16 protein-coding genes are annotated in these 17,858 nt (G+C 67.7%); 11 read left to right on the top strand and 5 right to left on the bottom strand.

Annotated features, from left to right (window positions below; translation table 11 throughout):
- Positions 1-52: 52 nt before the first annotated feature.
- Positions 53-730 (bottom strand): TetR/AcrR family transcriptional regulator, encoded by a 678-nt coding sequence (locus tag ACSVDM_RS18535; protein ID WP_067494285.1) that lies wholly within the window; start codon positions 728-730, stop codon positions 53-55.
- Between the two features lie 311 nt (positions 731-1,041).
- Here ACSVDM_RS18535 and ACSVDM_RS18530 point away from each other — a divergent pair, with 311 nt between their 5' ends.
- The 7 genes from ACSVDM_RS18530 to ACSVDM_RS18500 are packed head-to-tail and all read left to right on the top strand — an operon-like array spanning position 1,042 to position 9,406.
- A complete protein-coding gene (locus ACSVDM_RS18530) occupies positions 1,042-2,664 on the top strand; it encodes a class I adenylate-forming enzyme family protein (protein WP_439266538.1) in 1,623 nt (540 codons plus the stop codon).
- On the top strand, positions 2,661-3,458 hold the full coding sequence (locus tag ACSVDM_RS18525; RefSeq protein WP_439266536.1) for an enoyl-CoA hydratase/isomerase family protein: 798 nt from the start codon (positions 2,661-2,663) through the stop codon (positions 3,456-3,458). The genes ACSVDM_RS18530 and ACSVDM_RS18525 overlap by 4 nt, the downstream gene beginning before the upstream one ends.
- Positions 3,455-4,549 carry a Zn-dependent alcohol dehydrogenase gene (locus tag ACSVDM_RS18520; RefSeq protein ID WP_439266534.1) on the top strand — a complete coding sequence of 365 codons (1,095 nt, stop codon included), beginning with the start codon at positions 3,455-3,457 and terminating at the stop codon, positions 4,547-4,549. Before ACSVDM_RS18525 ends, ACSVDM_RS18520 begins: the two co-directional genes overlap by 4 nt.
- 29 nt (positions 4,550-4,578) lie before the next feature.
- Positions 4,579-6,036, top strand: a complete 1,458-nt coding sequence (locus tag ACSVDM_RS18515) for an aldehyde dehydrogenase family protein (protein WP_439266532.1) — start codon at positions 4,579-4,581, stop codon at positions 6,034-6,036.
- A gap of 30 nt (positions 6,037-6,066) precedes the next feature.
- Positions 6,067-7,731, top strand: coding sequence for a flavin-containing monooxygenase (locus ACSVDM_RS18510; RefSeq protein ID WP_439266531.1), 1,665 nt, complete (start codon positions 6,067-6,069; stop codon positions 7,729-7,731).
- Positions 7,728-8,102: a hotdog fold domain-containing protein gene (locus ACSVDM_RS18505; RefSeq protein WP_067494302.1), complete on the top strand. Its 375-nt coding sequence runs from the start codon at positions 7,728-7,730 to the stop codon at positions 8,100-8,102. The genes ACSVDM_RS18510 and ACSVDM_RS18505 overlap by 4 nt, the downstream gene beginning before the upstream one ends.
- A gap of 5 nt (positions 8,103-8,107) precedes the next feature.
- The gene (locus ACSVDM_RS18500) at positions 8,108-9,406 is read left to right on the top strand and encodes an NAD(P)/FAD-dependent oxidoreductase (protein ID WP_439266530.1); all 1,299 of its coding nucleotides are present in this window, start codon (positions 8,108-8,110) and stop codon (positions 9,404-9,406) included.
- A 69-nt stretch (positions 9,407-9,475) separates the two neighbouring features.
- On the opposite strand, the gene ACSVDM_RS18495 is transcribed toward ACSVDM_RS18500, so the two are convergent.
- Positions 9,476-9,925 carry a MaoC family dehydratase gene (locus ACSVDM_RS18495; RefSeq protein ID WP_439266529.1) on the bottom strand — a complete coding sequence of 150 codons (450 nt, stop codon included), beginning with the start codon at positions 9,923-9,925 and terminating at the stop codon, positions 9,476-9,478.
- Between the two features lie 90 nt (positions 9,926-10,015).
- On the opposite strand from ACSVDM_RS18495, the gene ACSVDM_RS18490 reads away from it, so the two are divergent.
- From ACSVDM_RS18490 to ACSVDM_RS18475, 4 genes are all read left to right on the top strand, one after another.
- Complete coding sequence (locus ACSVDM_RS18490) at positions 10,016-10,996, top strand: NAD(P)H-dependent flavin oxidoreductase (RefSeq protein WP_439266527.1); 981 nt, start codon at positions 10,016-10,018, stop codon at positions 10,994-10,996.
- Between the two features lie 306 nt (positions 10,997-11,302).
- On the top strand, positions 11,303-12,007 hold the full coding sequence (locus ACSVDM_RS18485; RefSeq protein WP_439266525.1) for a transporter: 705 nt from the start codon (positions 11,303-11,305) through the stop codon (positions 12,005-12,007).
- 42 nt (positions 12,008-12,049) lie between these two features.
- Complete coding sequence (locus tag ACSVDM_RS18480; RefSeq protein ID WP_439266523.1) at positions 12,050-13,408, top strand: flavin monoamine oxidase family protein; 1,359 nt, start codon at positions 12,050-12,052, stop codon at positions 13,406-13,408.
- 22 nt (positions 13,409-13,430) lie between these two features.
- Positions 13,431-14,450, top strand: coding sequence for a hypothetical protein (locus ACSVDM_RS18475; RefSeq protein ID WP_439266521.1), 1,020 nt, complete (start codon positions 13,431-13,433; stop codon positions 14,448-14,450).
- Positions 14,451-14,472: 22 nt separating this feature from the next.
- Here the strand turns inward: ACSVDM_RS18475 and ACSVDM_RS18470 are convergent, their stop codons facing one another.
- From ACSVDM_RS18470 to ACSVDM_RS18460, 3 genes are read right to left on the bottom strand one after another with little or no spacing between them, the layout of a single operon-like run.
- Positions 14,473-15,345, bottom strand: coding sequence for a sugar phosphate isomerase/epimerase family protein (locus ACSVDM_RS18470; protein ID WP_439266519.1), 873 nt, complete (start codon positions 15,343-15,345; stop codon positions 14,473-14,475).
- Positions 15,342-16,532: a dihydrodipicolinate synthase family protein gene (locus ACSVDM_RS18465; protein ID WP_439266518.1), complete on the bottom strand. Its 1,191-nt coding sequence runs from the start codon at positions 16,530-16,532 to the stop codon at positions 15,342-15,344. The genes ACSVDM_RS18470 and ACSVDM_RS18465 overlap by 4 nt, the downstream gene beginning before the upstream one ends.
- On the bottom strand, positions 16,529-17,692 hold the full coding sequence (locus ACSVDM_RS18460; protein ID WP_439266517.1) for a Gfo/Idh/MocA family protein: 1,164 nt from the start codon (positions 17,690-17,692) through the stop codon (positions 16,529-16,531). Before ACSVDM_RS18460 ends, ACSVDM_RS18465 begins: the two co-directional genes overlap by 4 nt.
- Between the last annotated feature and the right edge of the window lie 166 nt (positions 17,693-17,858).

Genomic DNA, 17,858 nt, shown 5'->3' with positions numbered 1-17,858 from the left:
GTGGCCGCCACCTGGTCGGTGGCGGCCACAGCGGCGTGTGCTGCGTCTCGGGTCAGTCCATACGAACCCACGACACCAGCGAGCGCATGTCGGGCTCGGGTTCATGGACCACCGGCTCGGCCGCGGGGGCGGCGGGCTCGCCCAGGTTCACCGCCATCCAGGCGTCGAGCACGCCGAGGGTGAGTGCCATCTGGGCCTGCGCCGCGTTCTCGTCGGTGAAGACCAGCCAGTTGAGGGCGAAGCCGTCGGACAGCGCGGACACCACGTAGATCAGCTTGTCGATCGTGCCCGCGTCGACCGGTCGGCCGGGCGCGACGGTGGTGCCCTCGAGGATCGAGTGCATGGTCGAGAAGGCTTTGGCGTACACGACCTCGGCCTGCTCGCCCTCTCGTTGGCCCCAGCTGATCAGCTCGAGGATGGTCGCCCCGAAATCCGGGTTCGCCAGATACCACTCGAGTACGCCGCGCAACAGCCCGCGAGCCGTGTTCTGTGTGTCGCTGTGGACGTCGCTGCGGTGCAGCACGTCGCGGTACTCGTTGGCGAGGTACTCGAACACCGCTGCGAACAGCACCTCTTTGGTGGCGAAGCAGTAGTGCAGGGTGGCCAGGGGAGCGCTCGCCTCTTCCGCGATGCGGCGCGTCGTGGCTCCGTCCACTCCGTGGGCGGCGATCACGCGCACGGCCGCGGCCACCAGATCGGCGCGGCGTTCGGCGGCGGGGATGCGAGCCATGCGGTAACTCCTGTCGATTCAGATCTGAACGATTGATCAAGTCAACTTCGACATTACCAGTCCGACAGCGCATCGCTCACGTGTGACCGCGCCTGTCGCGAAGAAAAGATAGTCATATGCCTTGATCAAATGACCCACTCCGGCTACCGTTATGGCAGGCCTCACATTCCCGCCGACCAGTGGCCACACCCACCGGCGATCCAGGCCCATCGAAAACACCCGTGACGGCACGCCCGCCGCGCTCGGCCGCAACCCCGGCCGGCCGCAGGTCGACCGACGACCTATCACCTGCCAACCGCGAAGAGGACGACATGACCCGAGTCGAATCGGTCCATCCCGAACGTGAGATCACGCTCGCTCGCCTGGCCATGGACCCGCCCGTCGACACCCTCGTCGATCTCCTGGCGGATCAGGCAGCGCGCTCGCCGGAGCGTGAGTTCCTCCGCTTCACGCAGGGCACGTGGACGTTCGGCGAGATCGACGACTGGACCTCGCGCCTGGCGCGGCGACTGGTCGCCGAGGACGGCGTCCGCCCCGGCGACCGGGTGGCGATCATGCTCCCCAACGTCGTCGAGTGGCCGGTGGCCTGGCTGTCGATCCTCGGCGCGGGCGGCGTCACCGTCCCGGTGAACTCGTCGTATCAGCGCGCGGACCTGGAATTCGTGCTCCGCGATTCGGGCGCGCGGCTGATCTTCACCGACGCCGAGCACCGGGCCCTGGTCGAAGAGGTCCGCACCGGCGCCGATGACCTGGCCGACGTCCGGATCATCGACGTGCCCGCGGTCGGCGAACTCGCGCACCTCCCGGCGGGGCGTCCGGTACTCGACATCACCGGCGAGACGCTCGCCAACTTCCAATACACCTCGGGCACGACCGGGTTCCCCAAAGCGTGCATGCTCACCCACGACTACTGGACCCGGCTGGGCTGGGTCTGCTCGAACGCGGCCGATCTCGGCCCCGACGACGTGGCGCTCACCTCACAACCCTTCTCCTACATGGACCCGCAGTGGAACACCGCACTGTGCCTGACGATCGGTGCGCCGCTGGTGGTGCTTCCCCGGTTCTCCGCGTCGGGCTTCATGGCCGACGTCCGCAAGCACCGGGCCACGTTCTGCTACGTCCTCGGCTCGATGCCGACACTGCTGTACAAGCAGGCGCCGACCCCGCAGGACCGCGACAACGACCTGCGCATCGTGCTGTGCTCGGGGGTTCCCGCCGCTTTGCACGCCGAGCTCGAACAGCGGTGGGGCGCGCCGTGGCGGGAAATCTTCGGGATGACCGAGAGCGGCGCCGACCTGGTCAGCCTGCCCGAATCCACCGAGGACGTCGGCAGCGGGCGGCTCGGTCGGCCGGTGCCGACCAAGCAGGTCCGGGTGATCGACCCCCAGGGCCGCGAAGTCGGCGAGGGCGAATCCGGCGAACTCGTCACCTCCGGCAAACCGATGATGCTCGGTTACTGGAACCGGCCCGAGGACACCGCCCAGGTCCTGCGTGACGGCTGGCTGCACACCGGCGATGTCGCGGTCCGCGAGGAAGGTAGCTACCGCCTGGTCGGCCGGCTCAAGGACATGGTCCGCCGGGGCGGGGAGAACATCGCCAGCGCCGAGGTCGAACGCGTGCTCGAACGCGACGACAGCGTTGTCGCCACCGCTGTCGTCGGGGTACCGGACGAGCTGTTCGGCGAGGAGGTCAAGGCCTTCGTGCAGCTGGCGCCCGGGGTCGCGGAGAGCCGCGAGACCGCGCAGCGCATCCTCGACGGCGCACGAAATCAATTGGCGCGCTTCAAGCTTCCGCGCTACGTGGAATTCGTCGCCGACTTCCCGCGCACCCCGTCCGAGCGGGTGTCCAAACCCGCGTTGAAGGCACGCGCCGCCGAGAACCCCGGCACCACCTACGACCTGCAACCACCGCGCGAGAAGAGGAGCCGGACATGACCGACAACTATCTGGACGTGCGCATCGACGACGACGTCGCGGTGCTCACGCTGAACCGTCCGGCGAAGCTGAACGTGCTCGATGTGGCCACCCGGGTGCTGCTCGCGCAGACCATCCGCCACTTCGGTACCGGTGATCTGGTGCGCGGGATCGTGCTCACCGGCACCGGCCGGGCCTTCTCCGCGGGGGAGGACCTGCAGGCGGTTCCGTCCACGTACGAGGAGATCCGCGAGGCGGTCTCGACCTTCCACGACATCACCCGCGCGATTTTCGAGACCACGGTCCCGGTGATCGCGGCGGTGAACGGGATCGCCGTCGGCGGCGCCTCGGAGATCACGCTGTCCTGTGACGGGCGGATCGGCAGCACGGCCGCCGAGTACTTCCAGCCGGAGAACCACCGCGGCATCATCATCTCCAACGCCTCGAGCTTCCTGATGGGCAGGCTGGTCCGCAACCACGCGATGCGCCTCGTTCTCGGCTCGCAGCGAGTCGCCGCCGAGGAGGCGCTGCGCATCGGCCTGCTCGACGAGATCGTCGCCCCGGAGACGCTGGTCGACCGCGCCGTCGAGGTGGCCCGCCAGTGGAACTCCGATCCCCGCATCACGGCATTGCACCTGGGCCTGCTGCGTCCACTGGCCGCCGAGATCGAGGCCGCTTTCGCCCGCGAGGACGACGCCGCCCGCCAGGCCTGGGAGTGCGGCGCCTTCAGTGCGGGCATCGAGGGTTTCTGGACATCGAAGAACGCGGCGTCCCCGGCGCCCGCGCAGAGCAACCGAGATCGGAGCCGATCATGATCACCACCGAAGCAGCTGTCCTCACGGCGGTCGGTGAACCGCTGGAGTTCACCGAGATCCTGGTCGACGACCCGGAGCCCGACGAGGTTCGCCTCGCGGTCTCGAATGTCGGTCTGTGCCACAGCGACCTGCACTACATGACCGGAACCGTCGGCGCCGACCTGCCCGTGGTGGTCGGGCACGAGGTGGCGGGCGTGGTGGAGTCGGTCGGCTCCGCGGTGACCACGCTGCGTCCCGGCGATCGCGTCGTCGGCGCTCTCACGCCTTCGTGCGGGCAGTGTCGCAACTGCCAGGTCGGTCACTCGACCCAGTGCCAGCGCGTCACCCAGATCCGGCAGCGGCCCCGGCCCGCCTTCCAGCTGCCCGACGGGCGGGTCGTCCATCGCCTCGGCGATGTCGGCGCGTTCTCCCGGCACACCCTGATGCGCGAGAACGCGCTGGTGAAGGTGGCCGACGAGGTGGGTCTGCACGTGGGCTGCCTGCTCTCGTGCTGCATCATCACCGGTGTCGGCGCCGTGTTCCGGGCTGCCGAGGTACGTCCCGGTTCCACTGTCGCCGTGATCGGTTGCGGCGGTGTGGGTTCGGCCATCATCCAGGGCGCCCGGCTGGCCGGCGCCTCGGCGATCGTCGCCGTGGACCTCGACGACGCCCGCCTCGCCGCCGCCAGGACCTACGGCGCCACCCACGTCGTGAACGGCGCGGCCGACGTGGCCGCCGAGATCCAGAACCTGCTCGGGGACGGCGTGGACTACTCCTTCGAAGCCGTCGGCAGCGCGCGGACCGCGGCCACCGCCCTCGAGGTGCTGCGCCCCACCGGCACCGCGTGCCTGGTCGGTATCGCTCCCGACGGCACCGACCTGAAGCTGCCCGCCTGGAACTTCTTCTTCTCCGAGAAGCGTCTCATCGGTTCCTACATGGGGTCGGGACAGGCGCAGGAGGACATCGCCCAGTTCGCCCGCCTGTACCAGCAGGGGCGGCTGCTGCTCGACGAGATGGTCAGCGACGTCATCGGATTCCACGACATCGACAAGGGCTTCGAGGCGATGAAGTCCGGCGAAGTCACCCGCATCGTCGCCGACCTCACCGTCTGAGACCCGTTCGCGCACCGAAGGAGCACCTGATGACGAATCCGCAACTGCCCCAACCGATCAACTACATCGCCGACGAGTGGTCCGAGTGCGCGACGATTCCCGACGCCTGGAACCTCGACCCCAACACCGGCCTGCCGGTGCACCGCGCCGTCACCACCACCCCTGAGGACGTGGAACGCGCACTGCGCCATGCCGAGCGGTCCTACGGTTTCGAACGCTGGGACGACGCGGCGAGCGAGGAACGCGCCGAGATCATCGAGCGCGCGGCCGACATCGTCGAGTCCCGCATCGAGGACATCGCCCGCACCGACGCTCTCACCAGCGGTGTCCCGATCGCCAAGGCCCGGATGGTCGCCCAGTTCCTGCCGTACCGGATCCGTGCCGCGGCCACGGAATTGCGGACCATCCCGCGTCGCACCGCGCTCGAGGCCGGTGGTCGGGACGTGCGTTTGTACAAGGTCCCGTGGGGCCCGGCCGCCATCCTCACCCCGTGGAACGGCCCGAGTTTCATTCCCGCCGCGAAGATGGTGAGCGCCCTGGCCGCCGGCTGCCCGGTGATCCTCAAGCCGTCCGAACACGCGCCGAGCAGCGCTCAGATCATCGTCGAGAGCTTCGTCGAGGCCGGACTGCCCGCCGGTGCGTTGCAGCTGCTGCACGGTGCGGGTGACGTGGGCGCGGCCGTCACCGGTGACCCGCGCGTGAAGATCGTCTCCTTCACCGGCGGCCCGAATGCCGGACGGGCGATCGCCCGCGCGGCGGCCGAGGACTTCAAGGTGCTCCAGCTCGAGCTCGGCGGCAACAATCCGGCCCTGGTACTCGACGACGCCGACATCGACGTGGCCGCCGACGGCATCCTCGACGGGATGACCAAGCTCAACGGTCAGTGGTGCGAGGGCCCCGGCAAGGTGCTCGCGCACAAGAGCCTGGTCGAACCGCTGCTCGAGGCGCTGCTGGACCGGATCGCCCACATCGAGATCGGCAACTCGCTCGACGAGAGCACCGAACTCGGCCCCATCTCCAACGCCCCGCACTTCGCGACGCTGCAGAGCCGGATCGACGGGCTTCGCACCCATGGCGCGACCATCCACCAGCCCGCGAAGCTCCCCGACCTCGGCGGCTTCTTCCTGTCGCCGACCGTCGCGACGGGCGTCGACGCGTCGCTGGCGACCGCCGAACTGTTCGGCCCGCTGATCAGCCTGCACGCCGTGGAGTCCGACGAGGACGCGCTGCGTGTGGCCAACGCCGACCCGTCGGGGCTCGACGCCTACGTGTTCGGCGGCGACCTGGACCGCGCCGTCGATGTCGGCTCGCGAATCCTGTCCGGCGAGGTGCGCGTCAACGGCGCCAAGGTCGCCGACCTGGCCGACGGGTCGGCCCAAAGCTTCTGGGGCACTTCGGGAATCGGCGGTCACGCCCCCGGTGAGTCCGTCCGGGTGTTCTGCGGCGACCGCGTTGTCGGCGTCGATTCCCCCGACCTCCCCATGTAATCGACTCCCTCAACGAAAGCGGCCACTGCCATGAACTCCACCTCAACCACCGATCACGAGGTTGTCGACGTCATCGGTGTCGGCGCCGGCTTCACCGGCGTGTACCTCGCCCACCGGCTGACCACAGCGGGCTGGACCTTCGCCGGTTTCGAAGCCGGACCCAGCGTCGGCGGCACCTGGTTCTGGAACACCTACCCGGGCGCACGCTGTGACGTCGAGAGCATCTACTACTCGTACTCCTTCGACGAGGCACTCCAGCAGGAGTGGACGTGGAGCCAGCGCTTCGCCCCGCAGGCCGAGATCCTCAGCTACATCGAGCATGTCGCCGACCGCTTCGACCTGCGCAAGCACTTCACCTTCAACACCCGCGTGGTCGCCTCCACCTGGAACGCCGCCGATCGGCTCTGGGAGGTGCGGCTCGACAACGGTGAGATCCGGCGCAGCCGCTATCTGATCTCGGGTGCGGGCGGCCTGTCGACGCCGAAGGACTTCGACGTGCCCGGCCTGTCGAACTTCACCGGGCTGAAGGTGTCGACGAGCCGGTGGAACATCTCCCTCGACGACCTCGCGGGCAAGCGCGTCGCCGTGATCGGCACGGGATCCTCCGGCGTGCAGGCGATTCCACTGATCGCCGAGGTCGCCGAACACCTCACGGTGTTCCAGCGCACCCCGAACTACGTGATGCCCGCCCGCAACGCCGAACTCGCCCCCGACCAGGTCGCCGCCGTCAAGGACAACTATGCGGCGATTCGGGAGGAGTGCAGGCACTCGCCCGGTGGCATCCCCGATCGCCCCGTCACCGACCGGGCCTTCGATGTCTCGGACGCCGAGCGCAAGCGCCGGTACGAGGCGGCCTACGAGCGCAGCGGGTTCCTCGGCGTCGGCGCGGAATTCGCCGACCTGCTGTTCGACGAGGAAGCGAACCGGACCGCGTCGGAGTTCATCCACGACAAGATCCGCGAGATCGTGAAAGACCCGGTCACCGCGGAACGGCTGGTCCCCAAGTACCACCCGCTCGGCGCCAAGCGCAGCGTCTTCGGCACGGACTACTACGAGACCTACAACCGGCCGAACGTGTCGCTTGTTTCACTGCGTGAAGAGTCGATCGAGACGATGACCGAGAACGCGATCGTCACCTCGAACGGCACCTACGAGGTGGACGCCATCGTGCTCGCGATCGGGTTCGACGCCTTCACCGGACCGCTCTACGGGCTCAACCTGACCGGTGCGTCCGGCAAGAAACTGCAGGAAGTGTGGAGTGACGGTATCCGCTCCTACCTCGGAATCATGGCCGCCGACTTCCCCAACTTCTTCATGGTCGGCGGCCCGCTGAGTCCCGCGCTCGCCAGCAATGTGGTGGTGACCATCGAGCAGGCCGTCGACTGGATCGCCGACCTGATCGAACACGCCCGCGACACCGGCGCGACGCAGATCGAAGCCACCCCCGAGGCCCAGCAGGAGTGGGTCGACATCACCGAGTGGACCGTGTCCCAGACGCTGTACGCCACCACCGACTCCTGGTATCGGGGCTCGAACGTCGAGGGCAAGCCCAACACCTTCATGGGCTACCTGGGCGGGGTCGGCAAGTACCGCCGAATGTGCACCGAGATCGCCAAGCGGGGCTATCCCGGCGTCGAGATCGACGGCGAAGCGACGTCGCGCACAGTCGGCCCGATTCACGAGGAGATCGCATGAGCAGCGCAGTCCACCGGCGGTATGTCGCCTTCTCCGACGCCCACTACGCCGGTAACCTCGTCGACGGTGCCTACGCCTTGAAGCTCTTCGGCGATGTCGGCACCAATCTCGCGATCGAAATGGACGGCCATGAGGGGTTGTTCGCCGGTTACTCGTCGGTGGAATTCCTCGCCCCGGTCCGTGGTGGCGATGTCGTCGAGGCCGAAGCAACCCTGGTGAAAAAGGGGAACCGCAGCCGCACGGTCGATTTCGAGCTCCGGGTGATCTGCCGCGGCTCCGACGACACCGGCCGGGCGCAGGTCCTCGACCCACCCCTGGTCGCGGTACGCGCTCGCGGTACCGCGGTCATCCCCGCAGACGGAACGGAGTAGGCGCCATGGAATTGATCGACGACACCGGTTGGGCCGAACAACCCAGCACGGTCGAACCATCGCTCACCGGTGACATCGACTGCGACGTCGTGGTGATCGGCGGTGGTGGCGGCGGTATGTCGGCGGCCCTGCGCCTCGCCGACAAGGGCGTGGACGTGGTGCTGCTCGAGGCGAAAACCCTCGGCTGGGGCGCCACCTCCCGCAACGCGGGCTACATCACGAACTCGGTGGCCGCCGATCCCGAACTGCTGGGGTTCCTGCTGAAGCGCGAGCGGTTGCGCGAGCTGTACCGCTACGCCGAGCACGCGGTGCATTTCGCCGAGGACGCGATCGAGCACCACGCGATCGACTGTGATTACAAGCAGGAAGGCATCGTGATGGCCGCGGTGTCGAAGGGACAGTTGCGGCACGCCCGCCGCAACGCGAAGGTTCTGGCCGCGGCCGGATCGTCGGGCGAATTCGTCGAGGGTCCCGAGGCGGGGCTGCCGGAGGGCTTCCTCGGTGGTATCCGTGAAGGCGTGGGCGGCACGGTCAACCCGGGCAAGTTCGCCCTCGGTCTGCGCGCCGCGACGATCGCCGCCGGCGTGCGTGTCTACGAGTCCACTCCGGCGGTCGACGTCGTCGATACCGGTGACCGGGTCACCGTCGAAACCCCGCACGGAAAGGTCAGGGCACGCAAGGCGCTACTCACCACCAACGCCGCGAGCAACAGCCTGTCCATCGCACCGAAACACCTCGCGACCCCGGTGTGGACCTCGCTGGTCGAAACCGAACCGATCCCGCCCGAGCGGCTCGACGAGATCGGCTGGACCAGCAGGGCGCCCCTGGTCACCCTGCACATGATCCTGGAGAGTTATCGCGTCACGCCGCGCGGCACCATCGCGTTCGGCACCCGCCGCATCCAGGCGGGTCGCAACCCGCTGCCGACCCGTACTCCCGCGCCGCAGGTCGTCGACGATCTCGTCCGTGGCTTCCACGACCGCTTCCCCGGCCTGCGCGACATCGAGCCGGTGCGAGCCTGGGGTGGCTGGATCGGCATGAGCTCCACCTGGCTGCCCGCCGCGGGCGAGGCCTCCGAGAACGTGCTGTACTCGGCGGCCTGCAACGGCCACGGCTTCGCGCAGGCGCAATACGTGGGACACCTGCTGGCCGACCATGTCACCGGCGCACCTCGGCACGAGGACCTCGAAGCGATCTGGCACGGCGGCAAACGGTTCTGGCCCAGCTTCGTCAGCAACCCCGCGCTGTACCTCGGTTGGCTCGCCGACCGCACCGTCGACCGCTGGGCCTCGCTCTGGAAGTGAACCGCGCTCGCGCTGCCGTCGGCGAAGGCACTCTTCGTCGGCGGCAGGCGCGTGGTGCGCGGCCGACTCTCAGGGCCGGGTGAAGGCCAGCAACCGCGCGGTGGTGTGCTGGCGGACTTCGCCGTGCTGATTGAGCGTGTCGTAGGTCGCGGTGATGAATCCGCGGCGGGGATCGGACCGGGAAGGTCGCACATCGGTCACCTCCAGTTCGACGTGCAAGCGGTCCCCCGGCCGGGTCGGTGACGGCCAGGCCAGTTCGATGGAGGCGCCGATGATGCCGGTGGCCAACGGCAGTCCCGTGGTGACCAGCAGGCGCATGGTGATCGCGGCGGTGTGCCAGCCGCTGGCCGCCAGGCCCCCGAAGAAGGTGTCCTTCGCGGTGTCCTCGCCGAGGTGGAACGGTTGCGGGTCCCACTCGGTGGCGAAGTCGACGATGGCGTCGGCCCCGAGGTCGTAGGTGGCGGTGCGGAACCGATCGCCGACGGCGATGTCGTCCAGCCAGAGAGCGTTGGTGGTCACTGGATGCTCCTCATTGACAAAGAGTGATTCTTGACCCACGATCATAGTCACATGACTTAGACAAATGACTACGATTCGGTCAGGATGTACATGTTCACCAACACCTTCACGGAAACGTTCGGCATCGAGCACCCCCTCGTCTGTGGCGGCATGACCGCCGTCGGTACGGCGGACCTGATCGGCGCGGTGGCCAACGCCGGTGCCCTCGGATTCCTCACCGCTCTCACTCAGCCCACACCGGAGGCGCTGGTCAAGGAGATCAACCGCTGTCGTGACCTCACCGACAAGCCCTTCGGTGTGAACCTGACGATCCTGCCGACGATCAAGCCGGTGCCCTACGACGAATATCGCGACGCGATCGTCGAGAGCGGCATCACCATCGTCGAAACCGCCGGCGGTAACCCGCAGCCGCACCTGCCCACCTTCAAGGCGGCGGGGGTGAAGGTGATCCACAAGGCGGTCACTGTTCGCCACGCGCTCAAAGCCCAGCAGCTAGGTGTCGACGCGGTGAGCATCGACGGCTTCGAATGCGCGGGACACCCCGGTGAGGACGATGTCCCCGGACTCGTGCTGATCCCCGCCGCCGCGCGAGCGCTGACCGTTCCGATCATCGCCAGCGGCGGAATCGCCACCGGGGCAGGGCTTGTCGCGGCCCTCGCCCTCGGCGCGTGCGCGGTGAACATGGGCACGCGGTTCATGGCGACCACCGAGGCGCCCATCCACGACAACGTCAAGCGGCAGATCGTCGACAACAGCGAACGCGACACGGTCATCGTGTTCCGCGAGTTCCACAATTCCGCCCGGGTGGCCCGCAACGCGGTGTCGGAGGAGATCGCCGCGGTCTCCCGCGAGCCCGGCGCGACCTTCGACGACATCGCCCACCTGGCCAGCGGTGCTCGCGCACGCGAGCGCGTGTACGGCGACGGCGATGTCGACGGCGGGCTGTGGTGGGCGAGCCAGGCCCAGGGGTTGATCCACGACATCGGCAGCTGCCAGGACGTGGTCGACACCATTCTCGCCGAGGCGCGGCAGATCATCACCGGCACGCTGCCCGCTCAGCTCGCCGACTAGCACCTCCCGCCGAACCGCCGAACCGCGCACCGCCGGTTCGGCGGTTTTGTGCGTTCAGGGTCGGGTCCGTATCGCCCTGCCGGAAATAGTGAGTCAATTGCCTTGATCATATGACTTACTCCCGGTACCGTTATGACAGGCATCACATCCGACCTGTCTCGGGCTACGCGGGCTCATCCCGCTCGCCGACTGATGCCCGACCCGAATGCCGAAGCGAGACGACCACCAGTCCGCGATCGCTCGGCAGCACTCATCGAACAACCCATGCCGCTCGGCCGGCGGGTGCCCTCTTTCAAGGAGAAGATCATGTCCATCAAGGAACTGCTTTTCGCGGTCGCGGACATCTGGATGATCGCCGTCGGTTTCACCTACGGCATCAAATTCATTCGGAACTACAAGAATTATCTGCTCGGTATCGAGTGGATCATCGTCGCGACCTCGGGCACGAATTTCCTGATCTACGGTCTGCTCAAAGCGGGCCACGACAGCCCGATGTATACCGGCGCGGCCTATTTGGACGCCTTCTCCCGATCGGTCGGTATCACGCTGATCCTGGTACTCGGGCTCCTGCAGGTGACCCACCGGTACAAGCCGTCGGCGGCGGTGGACATCGGCGCGTTCGCCCTCGCTGGTGTGGCCGGCCTGCTGCTGCTCGGTTACCAGGACACCATCGGTCTGCCTGCCGCGATCTTCTTCGTCGTGGTCAACGTGCTCACCACGATCTTCCTCGCCTACTTCGTCAAGCGACTGTGGCAGATCGGGGAGCGTCGACACGCCGTGTGGTCGGCCGTCGCGACCGCATGCGGTTTCCTGATCGCGGCGACCTACGACTTCGTCAAGATTCCCGGTGACGACGCCGAGCACACGATCTTCTACATCTTCGCCCTGTCGACGTGGGGACTGCAGATGTTCGCCTACTACCGCGCCTACCGCGCCTACCGCGCTTTCGACGCTTACAACAAGCGTGTCGCTGCGCCGGCGGTAGCCGATGACACCGCCGTCACGGCGTAATCGACCGAATCCATTTCGACCGACCTACAGGCTGGAGCCGATATGGCAACGCAGAATATTCGAGAAGAAACCACTGAGGTTGTCATCATCGGCGCCGGAATGGCGGGTTTGACGGCGGCGACCACCTTGGCGCCCGCGGCCGAGGTGGTCGTGCTCGAGTCGACCGATCGCACGGGCGGGCGCGTCGAAACCGTCCGGCAAGGCGACTACTGGATCAACCTCGGCACCCAGTTCACCGAGGGCACCGGCACACTGATCGACGCGCTGGAACGGCACAACATCGAGATGGGCTCGCTCGCGGGCAAGAGCATCGCGCTGCACCTGAACGGTTCGACGGTCGACACCTCGAATCCGCTGGCACTCATGTTCCGCACCCGCATGACCATGCTGGACCGGATCGGGCTGGCCATCGTCGGCGCGCGCATCCTCTCGGCCGCGCCGTTCCTCGAATCGCAGAGCCGCTTCGCTCAGCGTGTCCGCGCGAGGCTCGAGTCCACGCTGGCGTCGTATCTGCTGAACGGCGTCCGCTCGGAACTGGCCGCCACGATCGTCCGGTCGTGGTCGGCGCAGTGGATGGGATGCGATCCGGAGGAGACGGCCGCCGCGCAGTTCGTGTACTCGGTGGGCATCGCACTCACCGACCCGGAGAAGGTGCCGAACTTCTCGCTGCCCTCGGGCGGCAACCAGACATTGACCGATGTGCTCACCGAGGACCTCGGTGCCCGCATCCGGCGCAACGCGGTGGTACACACGGTGCGCCGCGATGGTGACGGCGTGGTCGTCGACTATCTCGACGGCGATCGCCCGGCGCGACTCCGCGCCGGGCGGGCGATCGTGACCACCCCGGCCGACATCACCGAGCGGATCATCCCCGACCTGCCCCAGCAGTACCGCAACGCGTTCAATGACATCACCTACGGCCGCTATGTGGTGGTCGGCTTCTTCACCGACGAGGTCGGCCCGCAACGGTGGGACAAGTACTTCGGCATCTCGGCGCCGCAGCTGTCGTTCCAGGCGGTGTTCAATCACGCCGCGGCGCTGCGTACCGGTGGCGACCGCAAACCGGGCGGGGCACTGGCTTGTTTCGCCGGTGGCAGCAAGGCCGACGCGTTGCTCGACCTGCCCGACGAGGAGATCGTGTCCCGCTTCCGGAACGACCTGCTCACCGTGCTGCCCGAGCTGGAAGACAAGCTGGGGGAGGGCATTCTGCGCAGGCACCGCCGGGTCGTGCCGTTCTGGGCACCCGGCAGACGCAAGACCCTCCCCACCCTGCGCGACCCACTCGGCACCATCTATCTGGCCGGCGACTACCAGCTCGATGTCCCGTCCCTGGCCGACGCAGCCACCTCGGGTGAACGATCGGCACAGGCGGTACTGACAAGCCTCGGTCGCGCGCGGTAGTGAAGGAGTTGGCTTATCCTCCATGGTCATGACCGGCCGAGCGGATTCTGAAGCCGAGCTCTTCCGCAAAGATCCTCGCCCACCGGACTTCATCGAACATCGGCGGTATGCCTCGTACCAGGCGTGGCGGCAGCTCGTGATCGGTGGCCACATCGACCACGAGCAGCTGGTGGGCGACCTGCTCGGCATCAGCCGCTATGTCCACTCCCGGTACGCCTACGGATACACGATTCACGAAGTCCTGCCGGAGTTTTCGCGACGTCGGCTCACGGCCGCGCTGGGTGATGTGATCGGCCGTCTCCCGATGGAGTCGGCAGTCCGAACCCCAGTGGAAGAAGCCGTTATCCGGCTCGTGGCATTCTTCGGGCCGGTGCCGATGGAATGGCTGTCGGACTCCGTCCTACGCACCGTGTTCTCCGGCATCCGGCCTCGCGATGTCGAATTCGCCGGGTCCACCGACTCTCTGGCGGCACTGGACAAAATCTCGGCTACGGACACGCGGCGACTGAGCCGTGTTCTGTGCGACGTCCCCGACGCGCAATTGCTCTGCGTGGCCCGGCTGCGGCGACCGGACCTCCTCGAGGCGGTGCATGCGGCATTCGACTCCACGGACGGTGCATGGGCCGTCTCGACCTACCTGGCCCGTGATTTTCCACCGCCCGTCGATATCCCTACTCCCGACAGCCCACGGATGCTCGCCGGTCTGGTCACACTCGCCGAAGGCATGCCAGGCGACACCGTCTCCCACGGCCTGTTCCCCAGCCCCATCACGAAACTCGCCCGCCTATGCCTGACATCGACAGGGCACTACCCGCCCGCCCAGGTCCTCGACGCGGCGCGAAATGCCTACGACAGGAGACGTCCCTACTACGCACACGACGCCGTCGCCTGCGCCCTCGCACACCCGGAAATCTCCGCTCCCGAGCGTGCCGACCTCATCCGTCACCTGTCTGGACATGACAGTCACGGGCGAGCAGCCCGTGGCCGGCGAGCCCGAAAGAAGTTCTGGCGCATAGTCCGCTGGGGCAGCCGTCAGTTCTGATGGCACCGTGGCCGGGGTGACCTCAGCCGATGAGGGACGGCAGTACCAGCTCCCGATACCGCCGCTTCATCGTCTCGATCACCTCGTGGCCGTCGCTGGACCACACCGTGGCGTTGAAGATCTCGACTTCCACGTCGCCGCGGTACCCGGCGTCGCGGACCCAGCGGCCGATGGTCGCGAAGTCGATGACGCCGTCGCCCATCATGCCCCGCGACAGCAGCGGGTCGGCGGTCATCGGGTTCAGCCAGTCGCACACCTGATACGAGCTGATCCGCCCGGCCGCACCGGCCTGCGTGATCTGGTCCGCCAGGGTCGGGTCCCACCAGAGATGGAAGGTGTCGACCACAACGCCCACGGTCTCCGCCGGATGCGGTTCGGCCATCGAGAGTGCCTGTGCCAGTGTGGAAATCACGGCTCGATCGGCACAGAACATGGGGTGCAGTGGTTCCAGCGCCAGGCGTACGCCGCGTTCGGCGGCGTAGGGGACCAGGAGCGCGAGCCGCTCCTCGACCCGTGCCCGCGCGCCGGCGAGATCCCGATCGGGGATCCCACCCATCACCATCACCAGTTCCCGCGTGCCGAGTGTCGCCGCGTCGTCGATCGCACGGCGGTTGTCGTCGATCGCGGCCGCTCCGTCCTCCCTGCCGGTCAGGAAGCCGCCGCGGCACAGGCTGGAGACGCGCAGACCCGCATCGGCCACGATCTTCGCCGCGGTGGTGGCCCCGACCTCGTCGACCCGATCCCGCCACAGCCCGATCGCGCCGAGTCCGGCCCTTGCCGCACCGTCCACCGCCTCGGCCAGTGTCCACCGCTTGGTCGTCGCGGTGTTCAGCGACAGCGACCGGTACGGCGCGGCCGAGTCGTACGGGACCTGCTGCGCGACAACCGATGTCATGATCCGAGTCCGTTCAGTTCGAGGTACCGCCGCATGCGGTGCGCGGCCAGTTCGGGGTCCGCCAGCAGCCCGGCCCGGTCGGCGAGCCGGAACAGCTCGGCCAGGTGCGGGACGGAACGGCCCGTGGACAACCCGCCGACCATGGAGAAGCCGGGCTGGCGACCGTTGAGCCACGACAGGAACGCGATTCCGGTCTTGTAGTAATACGTGGGCGCCGCGAAGATGTGCCGTCCGAGTTCCTGTGTGCTGCGGAGTATTTCGGATGCCCGCGCCATGTTGCCGTTGTCGAGCTCCTGCAGCGCGGTCGACGCGGCCGGATAGATCGCCGCGAAGATGCCGAGCAGCGCATCCGAATGTCCTTGCGCGTCACCGACGATGAGCTCGGGATAGTTGAAATCGTCACCGGTGTAGAGCCGGACCCCCGGCGGCAAGGCGCGCCGCAGCGCGACCTCGTGTCCGGCATCCAGCAGCGAGACCTTGACGCCGTCGATCTTCGACCGGTTGTTCTCGATGAGCGTCCGGAAAGTCTCGGTGGCGGTGGCGATATCGTCGCTACCCCAATAGCCGTGCAGCGCGGGGTCGAACATGGTGCCGAGCCAGTGCAGGATCACCGGCCGGTCCACACCCGCCAGCAACCGCTCGTAGACGTCCACATAGTCGGCCGCCGACTCCGCGACCCGCACCAGAGCCCGCGAAGCCATCACGATCACCTGCGCGCCCGCCTCGGTCACCACGTCGATCTGCGCACGGTAGGCGTCGACGATCCTGGTGAGCCCGGCCGATCCGGCGGGCAGGCCGTCGAGGTCGAGCTGATCGGTGCCCGCACCGCAGGCGAGCCTGCCTCCGGTGGAGGCGGCCTCGCCGCCGGAACGCCGGATCAACTCGGCGGTGGTCCGCCAGTCGAGGCCCATCCCGCGCTGCGCGGTGTCCATGGCATCGGCGACACCGAGCCCGTAGGACCACAGCTCGTGCCGGTAGGCCAGCGTCGCGTCCCAGTCGATCGTCACGGGCGCGCCCGGCGTGTTGTCGGCTGTGGCACGCGGAATCACATGCGCCGCAGCGAAAGCCACCCGCGAGGTGATCGGCCCGGTCGGCCGCGTCCACGCACCCGGAGTGCCGAGGACGTACCGTTCGAGCCGGTCACCGGCGGGCAGCAGCACCGACACATCGGTCGGGGCCGCGGTCACAGCGTGACCTCCGGAATCTCGATGCGGCGGCCTTCGGCGGAGCTGCGCAGGCCGAGTTCGGCGAGCTGCACCCCGCGCGCGGCGGAGAGCAGCCCGTAGCGGTGCGGCCGCTCGTTCACCACGTCGGCGAGGAACTCCTCCCACTGCAATTTGAAACCGTTGTCCAGATCGGCGTTCGCCGGCACCTCGAGCCATTGCTCCCGGAACGGTTCGGTGACCGGAAGATCCGGGTTCCACACGGGTTTGGGCGTATGCGAGCGATGCTGCGCGACACATTTACGCAATCCGGCCACGGCCGAACCGTGCGTGCCGTCGATCTGGAACTCGACGAGCTCGTCGCGGTACACGCGCACCGCCCACGACGAATTGATCTGCGCGACAACACCATTGGCCATCTCGAAGATGCCGTAGGCGGCATCGTCGGCGGTGGCGTCGTACGGCTTGCCCTGCTCGTCCCACCGGGTGGGGATATGGGTCGTCGCCTTCGCGGTGACCGCCTCGACCTTGCCGAGCAACCCCTCGAGCACGTAGTTCCAGTGGCAGAACATGTCGACGACAATGCCGCCGCCGTCCTCGGCGCGGTAGTTCCAGCTGGGACGCTGGGCGGGCTGGCCGTCACCTTCGAAGACCCAGTAGCCGAATTCGCCACGCAACGACAGGATCCGCCCGAAGAAGCCTTCGTCGACCAGCCTGCGCAATTTGACCAGGCCGGGCAGATAGAGCTTGTCGTGCACGACACCCGCGGTGACGCCCGCGTTCGCGGCGACCCTGGCGAGTTCTACCGCCTCGGTGAGCGTTTCGGCGGTCGGCTTCTCGGTGAACACGTGCTTGCCCGCCTTCATCGCCGCCGCGAGCCCCTCCGCGCGCCGGGACGTGACCTGTGCGTCGAAGTAGATGTCGACGGATGGGTCGGCGATGACGGCGGCGGCATCGGTGCTCCATTCGGCGATACCGTGCTGTGCCGCGAGTTCGGCCAGCTTGGCGGCGTTGCGGCCCACCAGGATGGGCTCCACCTGGACGCGGCTGCCGTCCGGGAGCAGGAGGCCGCCCGCGTCGCGGATCGGCAGGATCGAGCGCACGAGGTGCTGGCGGTAACCCATACGACCGGTGACGCCGTTCATGGCGATGCGGAGCGTGCGCGGGGGAGTGGAATCGGGCATTGTTCTGTGCCTCTTCTGATTTGCGTGGCTGACGACCCGCAGAATGGGTCGCGGACGGTGCGGACAAACTCCGCACACGGCGATGGACAAGTCAGCTCGGAATGCGCTTTCCAAGCTATGCTAAGTCACCGAGTCCGGTCAACCCCACCCCGAACCGAGGGAACGA

It is taken from the genome of Nocardia sp. JW2, assembly GCF_051843015.1.
GTDB classification, from domain to species: Bacteria; Actinomycetota; Actinomycetes; order Mycobacteriales; family Mycobacteriaceae; genus Nocardia; species Nocardia coubleae.
The sequence above is the reverse complement of the archived record's forward strand: the minus strand, read 5'-3'. Positions and strand labels throughout refer to the sequence as shown.

Excerpts from the sequence above, each read along its gene's own strand:
- ACSVDM_RS18470 (WP_439266519.1), bottom strand. The coding sequence starts at position 15,345 with ATGACATCGGTTGTCGCGCAGCAGGTCCCGTACGACTCGGCCGCGCCG.
- ACSVDM_RS18485 (WP_439266525.1), top strand. The coding sequence starts at position 11,303 with ATGTCCATCAAGGAACTGCTTTTCGCGGTCGCGGACATCTGGATGATC.
- ACSVDM_RS18515 (WP_439266532.1), top strand. The coding sequence starts at position 4,579 with ATGACGAATCCGCAACTGCCCCAACCGATCAACTACATCGCCGACGAG.
- ACSVDM_RS18480 (WP_439266523.1), top strand. The coding sequence starts at position 12,050 with ATGGCAACGCAGAATATTCGAGAAGAAACCACTGAGGTTGTCATCATC.
- ACSVDM_RS18510 (WP_439266531.1), top strand. The coding sequence starts at position 6,067 with ATGAACTCCACCTCAACCACCGATCACGAGGTTGTCGACGTCATCGGT.
- ACSVDM_RS18490 (WP_439266527.1), top strand. The coding sequence starts at position 10,016 with ATGTTCACCAACACCTTCACGGAAACGTTCGGCATCGAGCACCCCCTC.
- ACSVDM_RS18475 (WP_439266521.1), top strand. The coding sequence starts at position 13,431 with ATGGTCATGACCGGCCGAGCGGATTCTGAAGCCGAGCTCTTCCGCAAA.
- ACSVDM_RS18520 (WP_439266534.1), top strand. The coding sequence starts at position 3,455 with ATGATCACCACCGAAGCAGCTGTCCTCACGGCGGTCGGTGAACCGCTG.
- ACSVDM_RS18505 (WP_067494302.1), top strand. The coding sequence starts at position 7,728 with ATGAGCAGCGCAGTCCACCGGCGGTATGTCGCCTTCTCCGACGCCCAC.
- ACSVDM_RS18530 (WP_439266538.1), top strand. The coding sequence starts at position 1,042 with ATGACCCGAGTCGAATCGGTCCATCCCGAACGTGAGATCACGCTCGCT.
- ACSVDM_RS18460 (WP_439266517.1), bottom strand. The coding sequence starts at position 17,692 with ATGCCCGATTCCACTCCCCCGCGCACGCTCCGCATCGCCATGAACGGC.
- ACSVDM_RS18535 (WP_067494285.1), bottom strand. The coding sequence starts at position 730 with ATGGCTCGCATCCCCGCCGCCGAACGCCGCGCCGATCTGGTGGCCGCG.
- ACSVDM_RS18525 (WP_439266536.1), top strand. The coding sequence starts at position 2,661 with ATGACCGACAACTATCTGGACGTGCGCATCGACGACGACGTCGCGGTG.
- ACSVDM_RS18500 (WP_439266530.1), top strand. The coding sequence starts at position 8,108 with ATGGAATTGATCGACGACACCGGTTGGGCCGAACAACCCAGCACGGTC.